This is a genomic window from Nonomuraea cavernae (assembly GCF_014646355.1).
GTDB lineage: Bacteria > Actinomycetota > Actinomycetes > Streptosporangiales > Streptosporangiaceae > Nonomuraea > Nonomuraea cavernae.
Map to the genome: position 1 here is coordinate 64,991 of NZ_BMNH01000019.1, position 13,821 is coordinate 78,811.

The 13,821-nt window shown below is 70.6% G+C and carries 15 protein-coding genes; 13 read left to right on the plus strand and 2 right to left on the minus strand.

The window, feature by feature from the left end; all coding sequences use genetic code 11:
• Positions 1-20 precede the first annotated feature (20 nt).
• Together IEY82_RS26210 and IEY82_RS26215 are read left to right on the plus strand one after the other, a co-directional pair.
• Positions 21-755 (plus strand): MFS transporter, encoded by a 735-nt coding sequence (locus tag IEY82_RS26210; RefSeq protein ID WP_189126873.1) that lies wholly within the window; start codon positions 21-23, stop codon positions 753-755.
• A gap of 244 nt (positions 756-999) precedes the next feature.
• On the plus strand, positions 1,000-1,269 hold the full coding sequence (locus IEY82_RS26215; RefSeq protein ID WP_189126874.1) for a hypothetical protein: 270 nt from the start codon (positions 1,000-1,002) through the stop codon (positions 1,267-1,269).
• Here IEY82_RS26215 and IEY82_RS26220 read toward each other — a convergent pair.
• A complete protein-coding gene (locus tag IEY82_RS26220) occupies positions 1,231-1,944 on the minus strand; it encodes an ABC transporter permease (RefSeq protein WP_225263781.1) in 714 nt (237 codons plus the stop codon). The two genes, IEY82_RS26215 and IEY82_RS26220, sit on opposite strands and share 39 nt — an antisense overlap.
• A gap of 47 nt (positions 1,945-1,991) precedes the next feature.
• Positions 1,992-2,900 (minus strand): ABC transporter ATP-binding protein, encoded by a 909-nt coding sequence (locus IEY82_RS26225; protein WP_189126876.1) that lies wholly within the window; start codon positions 2,898-2,900, stop codon positions 1,992-1,994.
• Positions 2,901-3,044: 144 nt separating this feature from the next.
• Between IEY82_RS26225 and IEY82_RS26230 the strand changes: the two genes are divergently transcribed.
• The 11 genes from IEY82_RS26230 (at position 3,045) to IEY82_RS26280 (ending at position 13,818) form a co-directional block, all read left to right on the plus strand.
• Positions 3,045-3,812, plus strand: coding sequence for a VOC family protein (locus IEY82_RS26230; RefSeq protein ID WP_189126877.1), 768 nt, complete (start codon positions 3,045-3,047; stop codon positions 3,810-3,812).
• Positions 3,813-3,904: 92 nt separating this feature from the next.
• A complete protein-coding gene (locus IEY82_RS26235) occupies positions 3,905-5,128 on the plus strand; it encodes a multidrug effflux MFS transporter (RefSeq protein WP_189126878.1) in 1,224 nt (407 codons plus the stop codon).
• Positions 5,129-5,300: 172 nt separating this feature from the next.
• A complete protein-coding gene (locus IEY82_RS26240; RefSeq protein WP_189126879.1) occupies positions 5,301-6,005 on the plus strand; it encodes a helix-turn-helix transcriptional regulator in 705 nt (234 codons plus the stop codon).
• Positions 6,002-7,414, plus strand: a complete 1,413-nt coding sequence (gene sufB / locus IEY82_RS26245; protein WP_189126880.1) for a Fe-S cluster assembly protein SufB — start codon at positions 6,002-6,004, stop codon at positions 7,412-7,414. Before IEY82_RS26240 ends, sufB begins: the two co-directional genes overlap by 4 nt.
• A complete protein-coding gene (sufD, locus tag IEY82_RS26250; RefSeq protein ID WP_189126881.1) occupies positions 7,414-8,538 on the plus strand; it encodes a Fe-S cluster assembly protein SufD in 1,125 nt (374 codons plus the stop codon). Before sufB ends, sufD begins: the two co-directional genes overlap by 1 nt.
• On the plus strand, positions 8,535-8,852 hold the full coding sequence (locus tag IEY82_RS26255; protein WP_189126882.1) for a non-heme iron oxygenase ferredoxin subunit: 318 nt from the start codon (positions 8,535-8,537) through the stop codon (positions 8,850-8,852). Before sufD ends, IEY82_RS26255 begins: the two co-directional genes overlap by 4 nt.
• A 4-nt stretch (positions 8,853-8,856) precedes the next feature.
• Positions 8,857-9,603, plus strand: coding sequence for a Fe-S cluster assembly ATPase SufC (sufC, locus tag IEY82_RS26260; protein WP_189126883.1), 747 nt, complete (start codon positions 8,857-8,859; stop codon positions 9,601-9,603).
• Positions 9,600-10,877 carry a cysteine desulfurase gene (locus IEY82_RS26265; protein ID WP_308016002.1) on the plus strand — a complete coding sequence of 426 codons (1,278 nt, stop codon included), beginning with the start codon at positions 9,600-9,602 and terminating at the stop codon, positions 10,875-10,877. Before sufC ends, IEY82_RS26265 begins: the two co-directional genes overlap by 4 nt.
• 2 nt (positions 10,878-10,879) lie before the next feature.
• Positions 10,880-11,320: a Fe-S cluster assembly sulfur transfer protein SufU gene (gene sufU / locus IEY82_RS26270; protein WP_189126884.1), complete on the plus strand. Its 441-nt coding sequence runs from the start codon at positions 10,880-10,882 to the stop codon at positions 11,318-11,320.
• 10 nt (positions 11,321-11,330) lie between these two features.
• Positions 11,331-11,690, plus strand: coding sequence for a metal-sulfur cluster assembly factor (locus tag IEY82_RS26275; protein ID WP_189126885.1), 360 nt, complete (start codon positions 11,331-11,333; stop codon positions 11,688-11,690).
• Positions 11,691-12,003: 313 nt separating this feature from the next.
• Positions 12,004-13,818, plus strand: coding sequence for a DEAD/DEAH box helicase (locus IEY82_RS26280; RefSeq protein WP_189126886.1), 1,815 nt, complete (start codon positions 12,004-12,006; stop codon positions 13,816-13,818).
• The last annotated feature ends 3 nt before the right edge of the window (positions 13,819-13,821 follow it).

The following is a 13,821-nucleotide window of genomic DNA, read 5'->3' on the forward strand; positions in this document are numbered from 1 at the left end:
GGTCCCCCGGCCATGGAGGCATGACGGCACTCGCCCCGCCCATCACGCTCTCCCGGCCCCCGCTCGCCCTGTCCGTGGCGTCCTTCGTCAGCAGCTTCGACCGGTTCGCCGTGAGCCCGATGCTGGTCCTGATCGCGCTCGACCTGCACGTGCCGCTGGCCGCGGCCGTGGTGGCGGCCAGCGGCTACTTCCTCGCCTACGGCCTGTCGCAACCGCTGTGGGGCGTGCTGTCCGACCGTTTCGGGCGGGTGCCGGTGATGCGCGCCGCCCTGCTCGGGGCCGCGGCCGCCGGAGCCGTCTCGGCCCTGATGCCGGCGCTCGGGGCGCTCGTCGCCGCCCGGATCGTCGCCGGCGCCTGCTTCGGCGCGGTGATCCCCACCTCGCTCACCTACGTCGGCGACGCCGTCCAGCCCTCGATCCGCCAGCGCGCCCTGACCGACCTCATGGGCGCCACCGCCCTCGGCACCGCCGCGGCCACCGGGTTCGGCGGCGTGCTGGCCGACCTGGTCGACTGGCGCGTGGTCTTCACCGTGCCGGCGGCCCTGGCGCTGGGCTGCGCGATCTGGCTGCGCCGCGTGCCCGAGCCGCCCGGCGGCGCGAACGGCCGGCTCGGCACGCCCGTCGGCGCGGTGCTCAGGCATCGCTGGGCCCTGCTGGTCTTCGTGCTGGCCTTCGTGGAGGGCGCCGTGCTGCTCGGCGTCATGCCGTTCCTCGCCCCCGCCCTCCAGCACGGCGGCACCACCGCCGCTGTTTGAGAAATGGCAGCGCACTCCCGTGCGAGCCAATTATGGTGTGCCTGTCTGGTGGTGAGAAGCAAGCCGCCGGGTCTACCGCCGGGCTGGCGGGATGTGATGCCTGTGGAGACCACGTAAGACCGTCGGGCAGTTCTCTGCCCCTCGCCTTGACCGGGACGGCTGTCGCCTGTGAAGCAGGAAGGTCCAACCTGCGAGGGTTGGAGTCCCCGCCTTCAGGGGTGGGGAGGAAGTCAAGCACTCGTCGTTGCAGACCTGGGTGACGTCCGTGGCGCCGTGGGCCAGGGGCACCTCCGTGGCCTTCTTCGCGGCGGCGCTGTTCGTCGGCAGTGCGGTCTCCTCCTGGGCCGGCGGCCCGGTGGCCGGCGACGGAAGGTACGCGCTGCTGTTCGGCGTGGCGGCGGCCGTGGCGCTGCCGCTGACGGTGGTGGCCGTCATCGGCAGGCACCGTTACGGCGCGCTCCCGGCCGAGGAGGGCTCACTCCCAGCGGAAGAAGTGGGAGGCCAGACCCAGTGACACGACCGCCCACGCGGCCAGCACCGCGACCGCCCCGAGCGGCAGGGCGCCCGCGCCGAGCACCGTGCGCAGCCCGCTGGTCAGCGCCGAGATCGGCAGCAGCTCCAGCACCGACCGCATGCCCGCCGGGAACTTCGACAGCGGGAACACCACCCCGCCCACGCCCAGCAGCACCAGGTAGACGAGGTTGGCCGCGGCCAGCGTCGCCTCGGCCCGCAGCGTGCCCGCCATGAGCAGCCCGAGCCCGCTGAACGCCGCGGTGCCCAGCACGACCAGCAGCGCCGCGGCCGCGAACGAGCCCTGTGGCCGCCAGCCGAGGGCGAGCGCCACGGTCACGATCACCACGACCTGGACCAGCTCCACGGCGAGCACGGCCAGCGTCTTGGCCAGCATGAGCCCCTGCCGGGACAACGGGGTGGCGCCCAGCCGCTTGAGCACGCCGTAGCGCCGCTCGAAGCCCGTCGCGATCGCCTGACCGGTGAACGCCGTCGACATGATCGCCAGCGCGAGCACCCCGGGCGTCAGGAAGCCGACCCGGCTGCCTCCGCCGATGTCGATCAGGGGCGCCAGCGAGAAGCCGACGAGCAGCAGCACCGGGATGATCATCGTCAGCAGGAGCTGCTCGCCGTTGCGCAGCGTCGCGCGCACCTCGGCGCCCGCCTGGGCCAGCACCATGCGCGGCAGCGGCGCCGCGCCCGGCGCGGGTGTGAGGTCGAGCGTGGTCAACGCAGCTCCCTGCCGGTCAGTTCGAGGAAGACGTCTTCGAGGGTACGGCGCTCGATCCGCAGGTCGTCGGCCGTGACGCCCTCGGCCGCGCACCATGCGGTCACCGTGGCCAGCAGCCCGGGATCGACCTGGCCCTCGATGATGTAGTGGCCGGCGGGCGACTCCTTGGCGACGCTGCCCACCGGCAGCGCGTTGAGCAGCTCCTCCAGCGCCAGGCCGGGCCGGGCGCGGAAGCGCAGCTGGCGCTCGGCCCCGGTGAGCGAGGCGGGGCTGCCCTCGGCCACCACCCGCCCCCTGTCGATGATCACCACCTGGTCGGCCAGGCGCTCGGCCTCGTCCATGTGGTGCGTGGTGAGGACGACCGAGACGCCGGCGGCGCGCAGCTCGCCCACCAGGTCCCAGCAGGCGTGCCTGGCCTGCGGGTCGAGCCCGGCCGTCGGCTCGTCGAGGAAGACCAGCTCGGGCCTGCCGATGACCGCGGCGGCCAGGGAGAGCCGCTGCTGCTGGCCGCCGGACAGCCGGCGGAAGGGCGTGCGGGCGTGCTCGGCCAGGCCGAGCCGGGCCAGCAGGGCCGGCGGATCGAGCGGATGGGCGTGGAAGCGGGAGACCAGGCGCAGCCACTCGGCGCAGCGCATGGCCGGCGGCACGCCGCCCGCCTGGAGCATGACCCCCACCCGCGGTCGCAGCGCCGGCGTCGCGGGCGGCTCGCCCAGCACGCGGACGGTGCCCGAGTCGGCCCTGCGGAAGCCCTCGCAGATCTCGATCGTGGACGTCTTGCCCGCCCCGTTGGGGCCGAGCACGGCGGTGACCGCGCCAGCCGCGGCGCGCATGGACAGGCCGTCGACCGCCGTAGCGCCGCCGTAGCGCTTGACCAGGTCGATGAGCTCGACGGCTGGGGAATCCATGGGTCGAGTTTAGGGACTGTCCGGCGCGGTCCGGCTCGCGCCCTGCCGTGGCCGGTTATGGACAGGTATTGACGGAGCTTTTCCCGGCATGTCGTGGAATGGGGTGAAAGTCTGATGACGAGGTCCGCGTCACAGGAGGTTCCCATGTCACAGCGCAGCGGATACGAACCAGGCGTTCCGTGCTGGGTGGGTCTGTCGAGCACCGACGTCGAGGCGTCCGTCCGCTTCTACGGGGAGGTCTTCGGCTGGCGAGCGGAGATGACCGACGACCCCCGCTACGGCCGGTTCGCCTACCGGGGCAGGAAGGTCGCCGGCGTGGGGCCCGTCGTCGTCGAGGGCGGCACCCCGGCCTGGGACACCTACGTCGCGACCGAGGACGCCGCCGCCACGGCCGACCGGGTCAAGAACTCGGGCGGCACCGTCCTGATGGACCCGGCGCGGATCTCCGACGCGGGCTCGACGGCCGTCTTCCAGGGCCCCGACGGAGCGTTCGTGTCGGTCTGGCAGGCGGACGGCCACCACGGCGCCGAGCTGGTCGACGAGCCCGTCTCGTTCTGCTGGAACCAGCTCGTCACCCGCGACGTCGCCGCCGCCGAGCGGTTCTACCGGGCGGTCTTCGACTGGACACCGCAGCTCCAGGAGCTCGACGGCGTCGACTACGTCGAGTGGCAGGTGGGCGGCAAGGGCATCGCCGGGATGATGGAGATGGCGCCGGGCTACCCGCCCGAGACGCCGTCCCACTGGATGGTCTACTTCGCGGTCGCCGAGCTGGACACGACCGTCGCCACCGCGCGCCGCCTCGGCGCGCACGTGCTCATCGACTCCATGGACGCCCCTCCGGGCCGCTTCGGCGTGCTCGTCGATCCGCAGGGCGCGGCGCTGTCCGTCATCCAACTTCATGAAATCGAATGAAAAGTCAGATAACCGGGAATCAGGAGGACCGAAATTCGGTTTGACCCCTCGGCCCTCGTGGGCCACAACCCACGAGGGAGAGGGGTTCACGCATGTCCGTGGCAGGAGCCGCGACGGTCGCCGTCCAGGAAAGAAGAGGCCGCCGCGGTCTGCTGCTGTTCATCCTGGGCGCCCTTTCGGCCATCGGGCCGCTCTCGATCGACATGTACCTGCCGGCGTTGCCCGCCATCACCGCCGAGATGCTCACCGTGCCCGCGCAGGTGCAGCTCACCCTGACCGCCTGCCTCATCGGCGTCTCGGTCGGCCAGGTGATCGCCGGACCGGTGAGCGACGTGCGCGGGCGCAGGATGCCGCTGATCGTCGGCGTGGCCGGCTTCGCGATCGCCTCCCTGCTGTGCGCGTTCGCGCCGTCGGTGCCGATGCTGATCGCCTTCCGGCTGCTCCAGGGCATTCTCGGCGGCGCCGCCCTGGTGATCGTCCGGGCCGTGGTCCGCGACCTGTACGAGGGCGCCGCCATCGCCCGCATCTTCGCCACGCTCATGCTCATCAGCGGGCTGGCCCCCATCCTCGCCCCGATCGCGGGCGCCCAGCTGCTGGCCTTCACCTCGTGGCGCGGGGTGTTCGTCGCGCTCAGCCTGATGGGGCTGGCCCTGCTGCTGGCCGTGATCCCCGGTGTGCGCGAGACCCTGCCCGCCGACAGCCGGGAGGGCGGCGGCCTGCGGCACACCGCGCGCACCTTCTGGGCTCTGCTGCACCACCGGTCGTTCATGGGCAACGCGCTCACCGCGGGTCTGGCGTTCGCCGCGATGTTCGCCTACATCTCCGGCTCGCCGTTCGTCCTGCAGGAGGTGTACGGCACCACACCGCAGCAGTTCTCCCTCATCTTCGGGCTGAACGCGCTCGGCCTGACCCTCATGGCCCAGGTCGGCGGGCGGCTCGCCGGCCGGTTCGCGCCGGAGCGCCTGGTTCTGGCCGGCCTGCTCGTCTCCGTGGTGGGCGGCGCCCTGCTGCTGATCGCCGCCGTCACCGGCATCGGGCTGCCGGGCGTCGTGGCCGGCCTTTTCGTGATCATGTGCGGTCAGGGGCTGGTGTTGCCGGGCACCGGCGCGCTGGCTCTGGCCGGCCAGCCGCCCCAGGTCGCGGGTAGTGCCTCGGCGTTGCTCGGCGTCCTGCAGTTCGCGCTGGGCGCGTTCGCCGCCCCGCTGGTCGGCCTCGCCGGATCGGGCTCGGCGGTGCCGATGGCCACGGTCATGCTCGGCCTGTTCGCGCTGTCCGTCCTGTTGTTCGCCGTGCTCGGCCGCCATTCTGTTAGGTAAGCCTTACCTGAGTGAGAAATTGCATTGACTGAGTTACGTGGATCTGTTTGTGAACGGGGAAGGAATTACGGCACACTGATGTTGTGAAAAACGGGAGCGAGTCCGACCGCGGTACGCGAAGTGCGGGGCCGCAGAGCCTCCCACCGAGCGGACGAGGAGTGGTGAGCGACCGATGAGCTACGTGCCCATGGAGCCTGGCAGCGAGCGCGGCACCCGCGCGCGCGTCGCCCGGCTCATTCTGGAGCACGGACCCGTCGCGGCCGCCGCGTTGGGCGAGCGGCTCGGGCTCACGCCCGCCGCCGTGCGCCGCCACCTCGACGCGCTGCTGGCCGACGGGATGATCGAGCCTCGCGCCGTACGACCGCGTGGCCAGCGCGGGCGAGGGCGGCCGGCCAAGCTGTTCGCCATCACCGACGCGGGCCGCAGTGCCTTCGAGCACGCCTACGACGACCTGGCCGGGAGCGCGCTGCGGTTCCTGGCCGACCGCATGGGACACGAAGCCGTGACCGACTTCGCCCGCTCGCAGGTCTCCGGCCTGCTGAGGCGGCTGGAGCCGGTCATGCGGACGGTGCCGGCCGACCAGCGCGTTCAGGTGCTGGCGCAGGCGCTGTCGGCGGAGGGCTACGCCGCCTCGGCCAGCAAGGCCAAGTCCGGCGGCGACCAGCTCTGCCAGCATCACTGCCCGGTGGCGCACGCGGCGGCGGAGTTCCCGCAGCTGTGTGAGGCCGAGACCGAGGCGTTCGCGCAGTTGCTCGGCACGCCGGTGCAGCGCCTGGCCACCATCGCCCATGGCGACGGGGTCTGCACGACACATGTGAGCCCACAATCGCTGGGTCATTCCGCACATAGAGACAAGAGCAAGGAGACCGGAAGGTGACTGTCACCGACCGCCCGGAGCTGGAAGGCCTCGGGAATTACAAGTTCGGCTGGTCCGACTCGGATGTCGCCGGGGCGGCGGCCAAGCGTGGCCTGTCCGAGGAAGTCGTCCGCAACATCTCCGAACTCAAGAACGAGCCGGAGTGGATGCTCGACCTTCGCCTGAAGGGCCTCCGCTTGTTCCATAGGAAGCCGCTGCCGACCTGGGGCTCCGACCTCACGGCCATCGACTTCGACAACATCAAGTACTTCGTGCGCTCGACCGAGAAGCAGGCCGCTTCCTGGGAGGAGCTGCCCGCCGACATCAAGAACACCTACGACAAGCTCGGCATCCCCGAGGCCGAGAAGCAGCGCCTCGTCGCCGGTGTCGCCGCCCAGTACGAGTCCGAGGTCGTCTACCACAAGATCCGTGAGGACCTCGAGGAGAAGGGCGTCATCTTCGTCGACACCGACACGGGCCTGAAGGAGCACGAGGAGCTCTTCAAGGAGTACTTCGGCTCGGTCATCCCGGTCGGCGACAACAAGTTCGCCGCGCTCAACACCTCCGTGTGGTCGGGTGGCTCGTTCATCTACGTGCCGCCGAACGTCGAGGTCGAGATCCCGCTGCAGGCCTACTTCCGGATCAACACCGAGAACATGGGCCAGTTCGAGCGGACCCTGATCATCGTCGACGAGAACAGCTACGTCCACTACGTCGAAGGCTGCACGGCGCCGATCTACTCGTCCGACTCGCTGCACTCCGCGGTCGTCGAGATCATCGTGAAGAAGAACGCCCGCTGCCGCTACACGACCATCCAGAACTGGTCCAACAACGTCTACAACCTGGTCACCAAGCGCGCCGTCGCCTACGAGGGCGCGACCATGGAGTGGATCGACGGCAACATCGGCTCCAAGGTCACGATGAAGTACCCCGCCGTCTACCTGATGGGCGAGCACGCCAAGGGCGAGACGCTGAGCGTCGCCTTCGCCGGCGAGGGCCAGCACCAGGACGCCGGCTCCAAGATGGTGCACCTGGCTCCGCACACGAGCTCCAGCGTCATCTCCAAGTCGGTGGCCCGTGGCGGCGGCCGCACCTCCTACCGCGGTCTCGTGCAGATCGAGGAGGGCGCCCACGGCAGCGCCAGCACGGTCAAGTGCGACGCGCTCCTGGTCGACCAGATCAGCCGCTCCGACACCTACCCCTACGTCGACGTCCGCGAGGACGACGTGCGCATGGGCCACGAGGCCACGGTCTCCAAGGTCAGCGAGGACCAGCTGTTCTACCTCATGAGCCGCGGGCTCGACGAGGACGAGGCGATGGCGATGATCGTGCGCGGCTTCGTGGAGCCGATCGCGCGTGAGCTGCCCATGGAGTACGCCCTCGAGCTCAACCGCCTGATCGAGCTGCAGATGGAAGGAGCCGTCGGCTGATGGGCCTGAACGAGAAGCCCTTGTCGACCCTGCACGAGAAGGCGTCCTACGACCTGGACGACTTCGAGGTCCCGACCGGGCGTGAGGAGGCGTGGCGCTTCACGCCGCTCTCCCGCCTGAGGGGCCTGCACGACGGCAAGGCGGAGGTGACCGGCCAGGTGCTGGTCCAGGTCCACACGCCGGCCGGCGTCACCGCCGAGTGGGTGGGCCGCGAGGACCCGCGGATCGGCCAGGCCTACGTGCCGGCCGACCGGGTCAGCGCGCAGGCGTACAACGCCTTCGAGAAGGCGCTGGTCGTCACCGTGCCCAAGGAGTCGGTGCCCGCCGAGCCGATCCGCGTCGAGGTGCGGGGCGGCGGCGTCGACGGCGCCTCCTACGGCCACATCGTGGTCAAGGTCGAGGCGCTCGCCGAGGCGCTGGTCGTCATCGAGCACCAGGGCAGCGCGATCTACGCCGACAACATCGAGTTCGTGGTCGGTGACGGCGCCTCGCTCAAGGTCGTCACCCTGCAGGACTGGGCCGACGACGCCGTGCACGTCTCCCACCACCACGCCCAGCTGGCCAGGGACGCGACGTTCCGCGGCTTCACGGTGACGCTCGGCGGAGACCTCGTACGACTGTCGCCCAGCGTCTCCTACACCGGCCCCGGCGGCGACGCCGACCTGTCGGGCGTCTACTTCGCCGACGCGGGCCAGCACCTGGAGCACCGCCTGCTCGTCGACCACTCGCACCCCAACTGCAAGAGCAACGTCGACTACCGCGGCGCGCTGCAGGGCGAGGACGCCCACACCGTCTGGATCGGCGACGTGATCATCAGGGTCGCCGCCGAGGGCACCGACACCTACGAGCTCAACCGCAACCTGATCCTCACCGACGGGGCCCGCGCCGACTCGGTGCCCAACCTGGAGATCCTCACCGGCGAGGTGGCCGGCGCGGGGCACGCCTCGACGTCGGGCCGTCTCGACGACGAGCACATCTTCTACCTCCAGGCCCGCGGCATCCCCTTCGACGAGGCCCGGCGCCTGGTCATCAGGGGCTTCCTCGGCCAGCTCATCGAGAAGATCCAGATCGACGAGCTCCGCGAGCGCGTGTTGAGCGCGGTGGAGGCGGAGCTGGCGCGATGAGTCTCGAGAAGGTATGCAAGATCGATGACATCCCCGACGGCGGGGTGATCGGCGTCGAGGTGGGGGAGACCCCCGTCGCGCTGGTCCGCAAGGGCGCCGAGGTCTACGCGCTGCACGACGTCTGCTCTCACGCCGAGGTGAAGCTCAGTGAGGGCGAGGTCTACGACGGCACTCTGGAGTGCTGGCTGCACGGCTCGTGCTTCGATGTCCGCTCGGGCAAGCCCACCGGACCGCCCGCCACCAAATCCGTGAACGTCTACACAGTCAAGATCGACGGCGATGACGTGCTCGTCTCGCTCTCGAAGGAGTCATAAGCACATGTCCACCCTAGAGATCCGTGACCTGAAGGTCGCCGTCGAGGACAAGGAAATCCTGCGCGGCGTCAACCTCACCGTGAAGTCGGGCGAGACCCACGCCATCATGGGCCCCAACGGCTCCGGCAAGTCCACGCTCGCCTACGCCATCGCCGGTCACCCCAAGTACACGATCACCGGCGGCGAGGTGCTGCTCGACGGCGTCGACCTGCTCGAGCTGTCGGTCGACGAGCGCGCCCGGGCCGGGCTGTTCCTCGCCATGCAGTATCCGGTCGAGGTGCCCGGCGTCTCGGTGTCCAACTTCCTGCGCTCGGCCGTCACCGCCGTCCGCGGCGAGGCGCCCAAGCTGCGGCAGTTCGCCAAGGACCTCAAGGCCGGCATGGACTCCCTGTCCATCGACGGGGCCTTCGCCCAGCGCAACCTCAACGAGGGCTTCTCCGGCGGCGAGAAGAAGCGCCACGAGATCCTCCAGCTGGAGCTGCTCAAGCCGAAGATCGCGGTGCTCGACGAGACCGACTCCGGTCTCGACGTCGACGCGCTGCGCGTGGTGTCCGAGGGCATCAACCGGTTCCGCGCCTCGGGTGAGACGGGCGTGCTGCTCATCACCCACTACACGCGCATCCTGCGATACGTGACGCCGGAGTTCGTGCACGTCTTCGCCGGCGGCAGGATCGTCGAGGAGGGCGGGCCCGAGCTGGCCGAGAAGCTCGAAGCCGAGGGCTACGAGCAGTACACGAAGGCGAGTGCATGACTCCCACCAGCTTGGACGTGGAGAGGATCAGGAAGGACTTCCCGATTCTCTCCCGCGAGCTGCCCGGCGGGCGTCCGCTCGTCTACCTCGACTCGGGCAACTCCTCCCAGAAGCCCGCGGCGGTCGTCGAGACCATCCGTGAGCATCTGGCGATGCACTACAGCAACGTCGGGCGCGCGATGCACGTGCTCGGCGCGGAGTCGACCGAGGCCTACGAGGGAGCGCGCGACAAGGTGGCCGCGTTCGTCGGCGCCCCGTCGCGCGACGAGGTGATCTTCACCAAGAACGCCTCCGAGGCTCTCAACCTCGTCGCCTACTCCTTCGGGCAGCATCTCTGGCGCGGCACGGCTGACGCCGACCCCCGCTTCACGCTCGGCCCCGGAGACGAGATCGTCATCTCCGAGATGGAGCACCACTCCAACATCGTGCCGTGGCAGCTGCTCGCGCAGCGCACCGGGGCGACGCTGCGGTGGTTCGGCGTGACCGACGAGGGCCGGCTCGACCTCTCCGGCCTGCCGGAGCTGATCACCGAGCGAACGAAGATCGTGTCGATCGCCCACCAGTCCAACGTGCTCGGCACCGTCAACCCGGTCGCCGACGTGCTGGCGCGGGTCCGCGAGGTGGGCGCGCTGATGATGCTCGACGCGTCCCAGTCGGTGCCCCACCACCCGGTGAACGTCGCCGAGCTGGGTGTCGACTTCGTGGCCTTCACGGGGCACAAGATGCTCGGCCCCTCGGGCATCGGCGTGCTCTGGGGGCGGGCCGAGCTGCTCGACGCGATGCCCCCGTTCCTGGGCGGCGGCGAGATGATCGAGGCGGTCTGGATGGACCACTCGACCTACGCGCCGATCCCGCACAAGTTCGAGGCCGGCACCCCGCCGATCGTCGAGGCCATCGGTCTCGGCGCGGCCGTCGACTACCTCCAGGCGATCGGCATGGAGGCGGTGGAGGCCCACGAGCGCTCGCTGACGGCGTACGCGCTGGAGGCCCTGCGTGAGGTGCCCGGGCTCCGGCTGATCGGGCCCGACTCCCTTGAGCTGCGCGGCGGCACCCTGGCGTTCACGCTGGAGGGGATCCACCCCCACGACGTCGGCCAGATCCTCGACGACGAGTTCGGCATCGCGGTGCGCGTCGGCCACCACTGTGCCCGCCCGCTGCACCTCAGGTTCGGAATACCGGCGACCACCCGGGCGTCGTTCTATCTGTACAACACCACGGGCGAGATCGACGCCCTGGTCCGCGGCCTCCTCCATGTTCAGAAGGTGTTCGGATAGCCATGATCGGCGAGTCGATGTACCAGGAGCTGATCCTGGAGCACTACAAGCACCCGCAGGGCCGGGGGCTGCGTGAGCCGTACGACACCGAGGTTCACCACGTCAACCCGACCTGCGGCGACGAGATCACGCTCCGGGTCAGGGTGGGCACGGCCGGGCGCATCGAGGACGTCTCCTACGATGGGCAGGGCTGCTCGATCAGCCAGGCGGCCGCCTCGGTGCTGCACGAGCTGACCGCCGGCTCGACGGTCGAGGAGACGCTGTCGGTCGTCGACGAGTTCACCCGCCTCATGCAGGGCAGGGGGCAGGTCGAGGCCGACGAGGACGTGCTGGGCGACGCGGTGGCCTTCGCGGGCGTGGCGAAGTTCCCGGCGCGGGTGAAGTGCGCCCTGCTGTCGTGGATGGCGTACAAAGACGCTGTTGTGAGGAGTGCTGCGCTGTGAGGAGGGTGTCATGAGCAAGCCGGTGGAGACGCCTACCGGGGTCGACGGAGACGTCAGCCTCGACGAGGTCATGGAGGCGCTCAGGGATGTCGTCGACCCCGAGCTGGGCATCAACGTGGTCGATCTGGGGCTGATCTACGGCCTCAACCTTGACCCGTCCGACGGCGGCCGGCCGGTGGCGACCATTGACATGACGCTGACCAGCGCCGCCTGCCCGCTGACCGACGTGATCGAGGACCAGGCCCACTCGGCGCTCGACGGCATGGTCTCCGATGTCAAGATCAACTGGGTCTGGCTGCCCCCGTGGGGACCGGACAAGATCACTGATGAGGGTCGTGAGCAGCTGCGTATGCTAGGATTCAACGTCTGATCTTTTGCTGCACGGCTGACGCCTCGGCGTCGGCCGTGCGAGCGTGCTAAAGTCCGATAATCGGACTAGCCGGGGAATACATGGTGTTTTCCCCGCGTTGGCACCACGTGCACCTGGCGCACCAATGTGCGTTATCGCCGCCTGCGGCCGGCAATGGGGTGCGCGTAGACGGCCCGTCGATTTCGGGCCAGTCCCCACCCAGCGGGTCCGAATTCCCGCGAACGTAACGCAGTACGGCACTGCCGTACGTCCTGGCACGTCCTTTCGCAGAAGTGACGCGCCACTTCGACTGAAAGGCACGACTTTCGTGACCATGCTTGATGCTGTCCTGCCCGAGCTCACCCCCGAGCAGGGCCCGTCCGAGTTCGAGCTGCTGGGTCTGCCCAGGCCGCTCATCACCGGGCTGGCCAAGCAGGGCATCGCCAGCCCGTTCCCCATCCAGAGCGCGACCATCCCCGACGTGCTGGCCGGCGCCGACGTGCTCGGCCGCGGCCAGACCGGCTCCGGCAAGACGCTCGCCTTCGGCCTGCCGACCATGGCCCGCATCGCCGGCACCCGGCCGGCCCCCGGCCACCCCCGCGCCATGATCCTCGTCCCCACCCGCGAGCTCGCCCTGCAGGTGCACGACGCCCTTGAGCCGCTCGGCCGCGGCCTGGGCCTGCGCATGAAGGTCATCGTGGGCGGCATGTCCATGGGCAAGCAGATCGAGGCCCTGCGCCGCGGCGTCGACATCGTCATCGCCACGCCGGGCCGGCTCGGCGACCTCATCCGCCAGGGTGAGTGCTCGCTGTCCGACATCGAGGTCAGCGTCATCGACGAGGCCGACCACATGTGCGACCTCGGCTTCTTCCCCGTGGTGACCGAGCTGCTCGCGCAGACGCCGGCCGACGGGCAGCGGCTGCTGTTCTCGGCCACGCTCGACGGCGACGTCGACAAGCTCGTGCGCCGCTTCCTCAAGGACCCGATCACGCACTCCGTCGCCCCCGCGACCTCCCCGGTCGACACCATGGAGCACCACGTGCTCCAGGTGACGCGCGACGACAAGTTCGACATCACCGCCGAGATCGCCAACCGCGAGGGCCGGACGATCATCTTCGTCCGCACCCAGCACGGCGTCGACCGCCTGTGCAAGCAGCTCGCCAGGGTCGGCGTCAAGTCGGGCGGCCTGCACGGCGGCAAGCGCCAGAACCAGCGCACCCGCATCCTGGCCGAGTTCCGCGAGGGCTCCGTCAACGTGCTCGTCTGCACCGACGTCGCCGCCCGCGGCATCCACGTCGACAACATCAGCCTGGTGCTGCACGTCGACCCGCCGCAGGACCACAAGAGCTACCTGCACCGCGGCGGCCGCACGGCCCGCGCCGGCGAGAAGGGCACCGTCGTCACGCTGGTGCTGCCCAACGAGCGCCGCTCGACCGACCAGCTCACCCGGCGCGCCGGCATCCAGCCGTTCCGCCTCAAGGCCTCCCCGGGTCACCCCAGGCTCGCCGAGCTGGCGGGTGCCCGCCAGCCGAGCGGCGAGGCCATCCCCGTCTGGGAGCCCGACGTCCGCAAGCCGCTGCGCCCGCGTCGCGAGGGCGGCCACAACGGCGCCGAGCGTCGCGGCCGGCGTCCGCGCCGTGACTTCGACGGCGACCGCCGCCCGCGCCGCCACGAGGACGGCGACCGCCCGGCCGCCGGCTCGGGCGACGACCGGCGTCCCCGCCGCCACGACGGCGAGGACCGCTACCACCGTCGCCACACCGACGCCGCCGAGCCGCGTACCTTCGGCGAGCGCCGCTCCGGTGGCGACGACCGCCCCCGTGGCGGCTACCGGTCCGACGACCGCGGCCCCCGTGCCGGCGGCTTCCGCTCCGACGACGGCCCGCGCGGTGGCGGCTTCCGCTCCGACGACCGCGGCCCGCGTGGCACCCGGCCCGACGACGGCGGCTCCCGCGGCGGTTTCCGGTCGGACGACCGCGCCCCCCGCGCCGCCGGTGACCGTGGCCGCCCGTTCTCGGCCGACCGCGAGCGGGGCGGCCGGTCCGACGACCGTTCCCGTGACGGCTACCGGTCCGGCGGCCCCCGCGCCGACGGCCGTGGCAACGGTGGCTACCGTTCCGGTCAGGGTGAGCGCCGCTACGGCCGCTGACCG

Excerpts from the sequence above, each read along its gene's own strand:
- IEY82_RS26265 (WP_308016002.1), top strand. The coding sequence starts at position 9,600 with ATGACTCCCACCAGCTTGGACGTGGAGAGGATCAGGAAGGACTTCCCG.
- sufD (WP_189126881.1), top strand. The coding sequence starts at position 7,414 with ATGGGCCTGAACGAGAAGCCCTTGTCGACCCTGCACGAGAAGGCGTCC.
- IEY82_RS26255 (WP_189126882.1), top strand. The coding sequence starts at position 8,535 with ATGAGTCTCGAGAAGGTATGCAAGATCGATGACATCCCCGACGGCGGG.
- IEY82_RS26235 (WP_189126878.1), top strand. The coding sequence starts at position 3,905 with ATGTCCGTGGCAGGAGCCGCGACGGTCGCCGTCCAGGAAAGAAGAGGC.
- IEY82_RS26210 (WP_189126873.1), top strand. The coding sequence starts at position 21 with ATGACGGCACTCGCCCCGCCCATCACGCTCTCCCGGCCCCCGCTCGCC.
- IEY82_RS26275 (WP_189126885.1), top strand. The coding sequence starts at position 11,331 with ATGAGCAAGCCGGTGGAGACGCCTACCGGGGTCGACGGAGACGTCAGC.
- IEY82_RS26240 (WP_189126879.1), top strand. The coding sequence starts at position 5,301 with ATGAGCTACGTGCCCATGGAGCCTGGCAGCGAGCGCGGCACCCGCGCG.
- IEY82_RS26220 (WP_225263781.1), bottom strand. The coding sequence starts at position 1,944 with ATGGTGCTGGCCCAGGCGGGCGCCGAGGTGCGCGCGACGCTGCGCAAC.
- sufU (WP_189126884.1), top strand. The coding sequence starts at position 10,880 with ATGATCGGCGAGTCGATGTACCAGGAGCTGATCCTGGAGCACTACAAG.
- sufC (WP_189126883.1), top strand. The coding sequence starts at position 8,857 with ATGTCCACCCTAGAGATCCGTGACCTGAAGGTCGCCGTCGAGGACAAG.
- IEY82_RS26225 (WP_189126876.1), bottom strand. The coding sequence starts at position 2,900 with ATGGATTCCCCAGCCGTCGAGCTCATCGACCTGGTCAAGCGCTACGGC.
- IEY82_RS26230 (WP_189126877.1), top strand. The coding sequence starts at position 3,045 with ATGTCACAGCGCAGCGGATACGAACCAGGCGTTCCGTGCTGGGTGGGT.
- IEY82_RS26280 (WP_189126886.1), top strand. The coding sequence starts at position 12,004 with ATGCTTGATGCTGTCCTGCCCGAGCTCACCCCCGAGCAGGGCCCGTCC.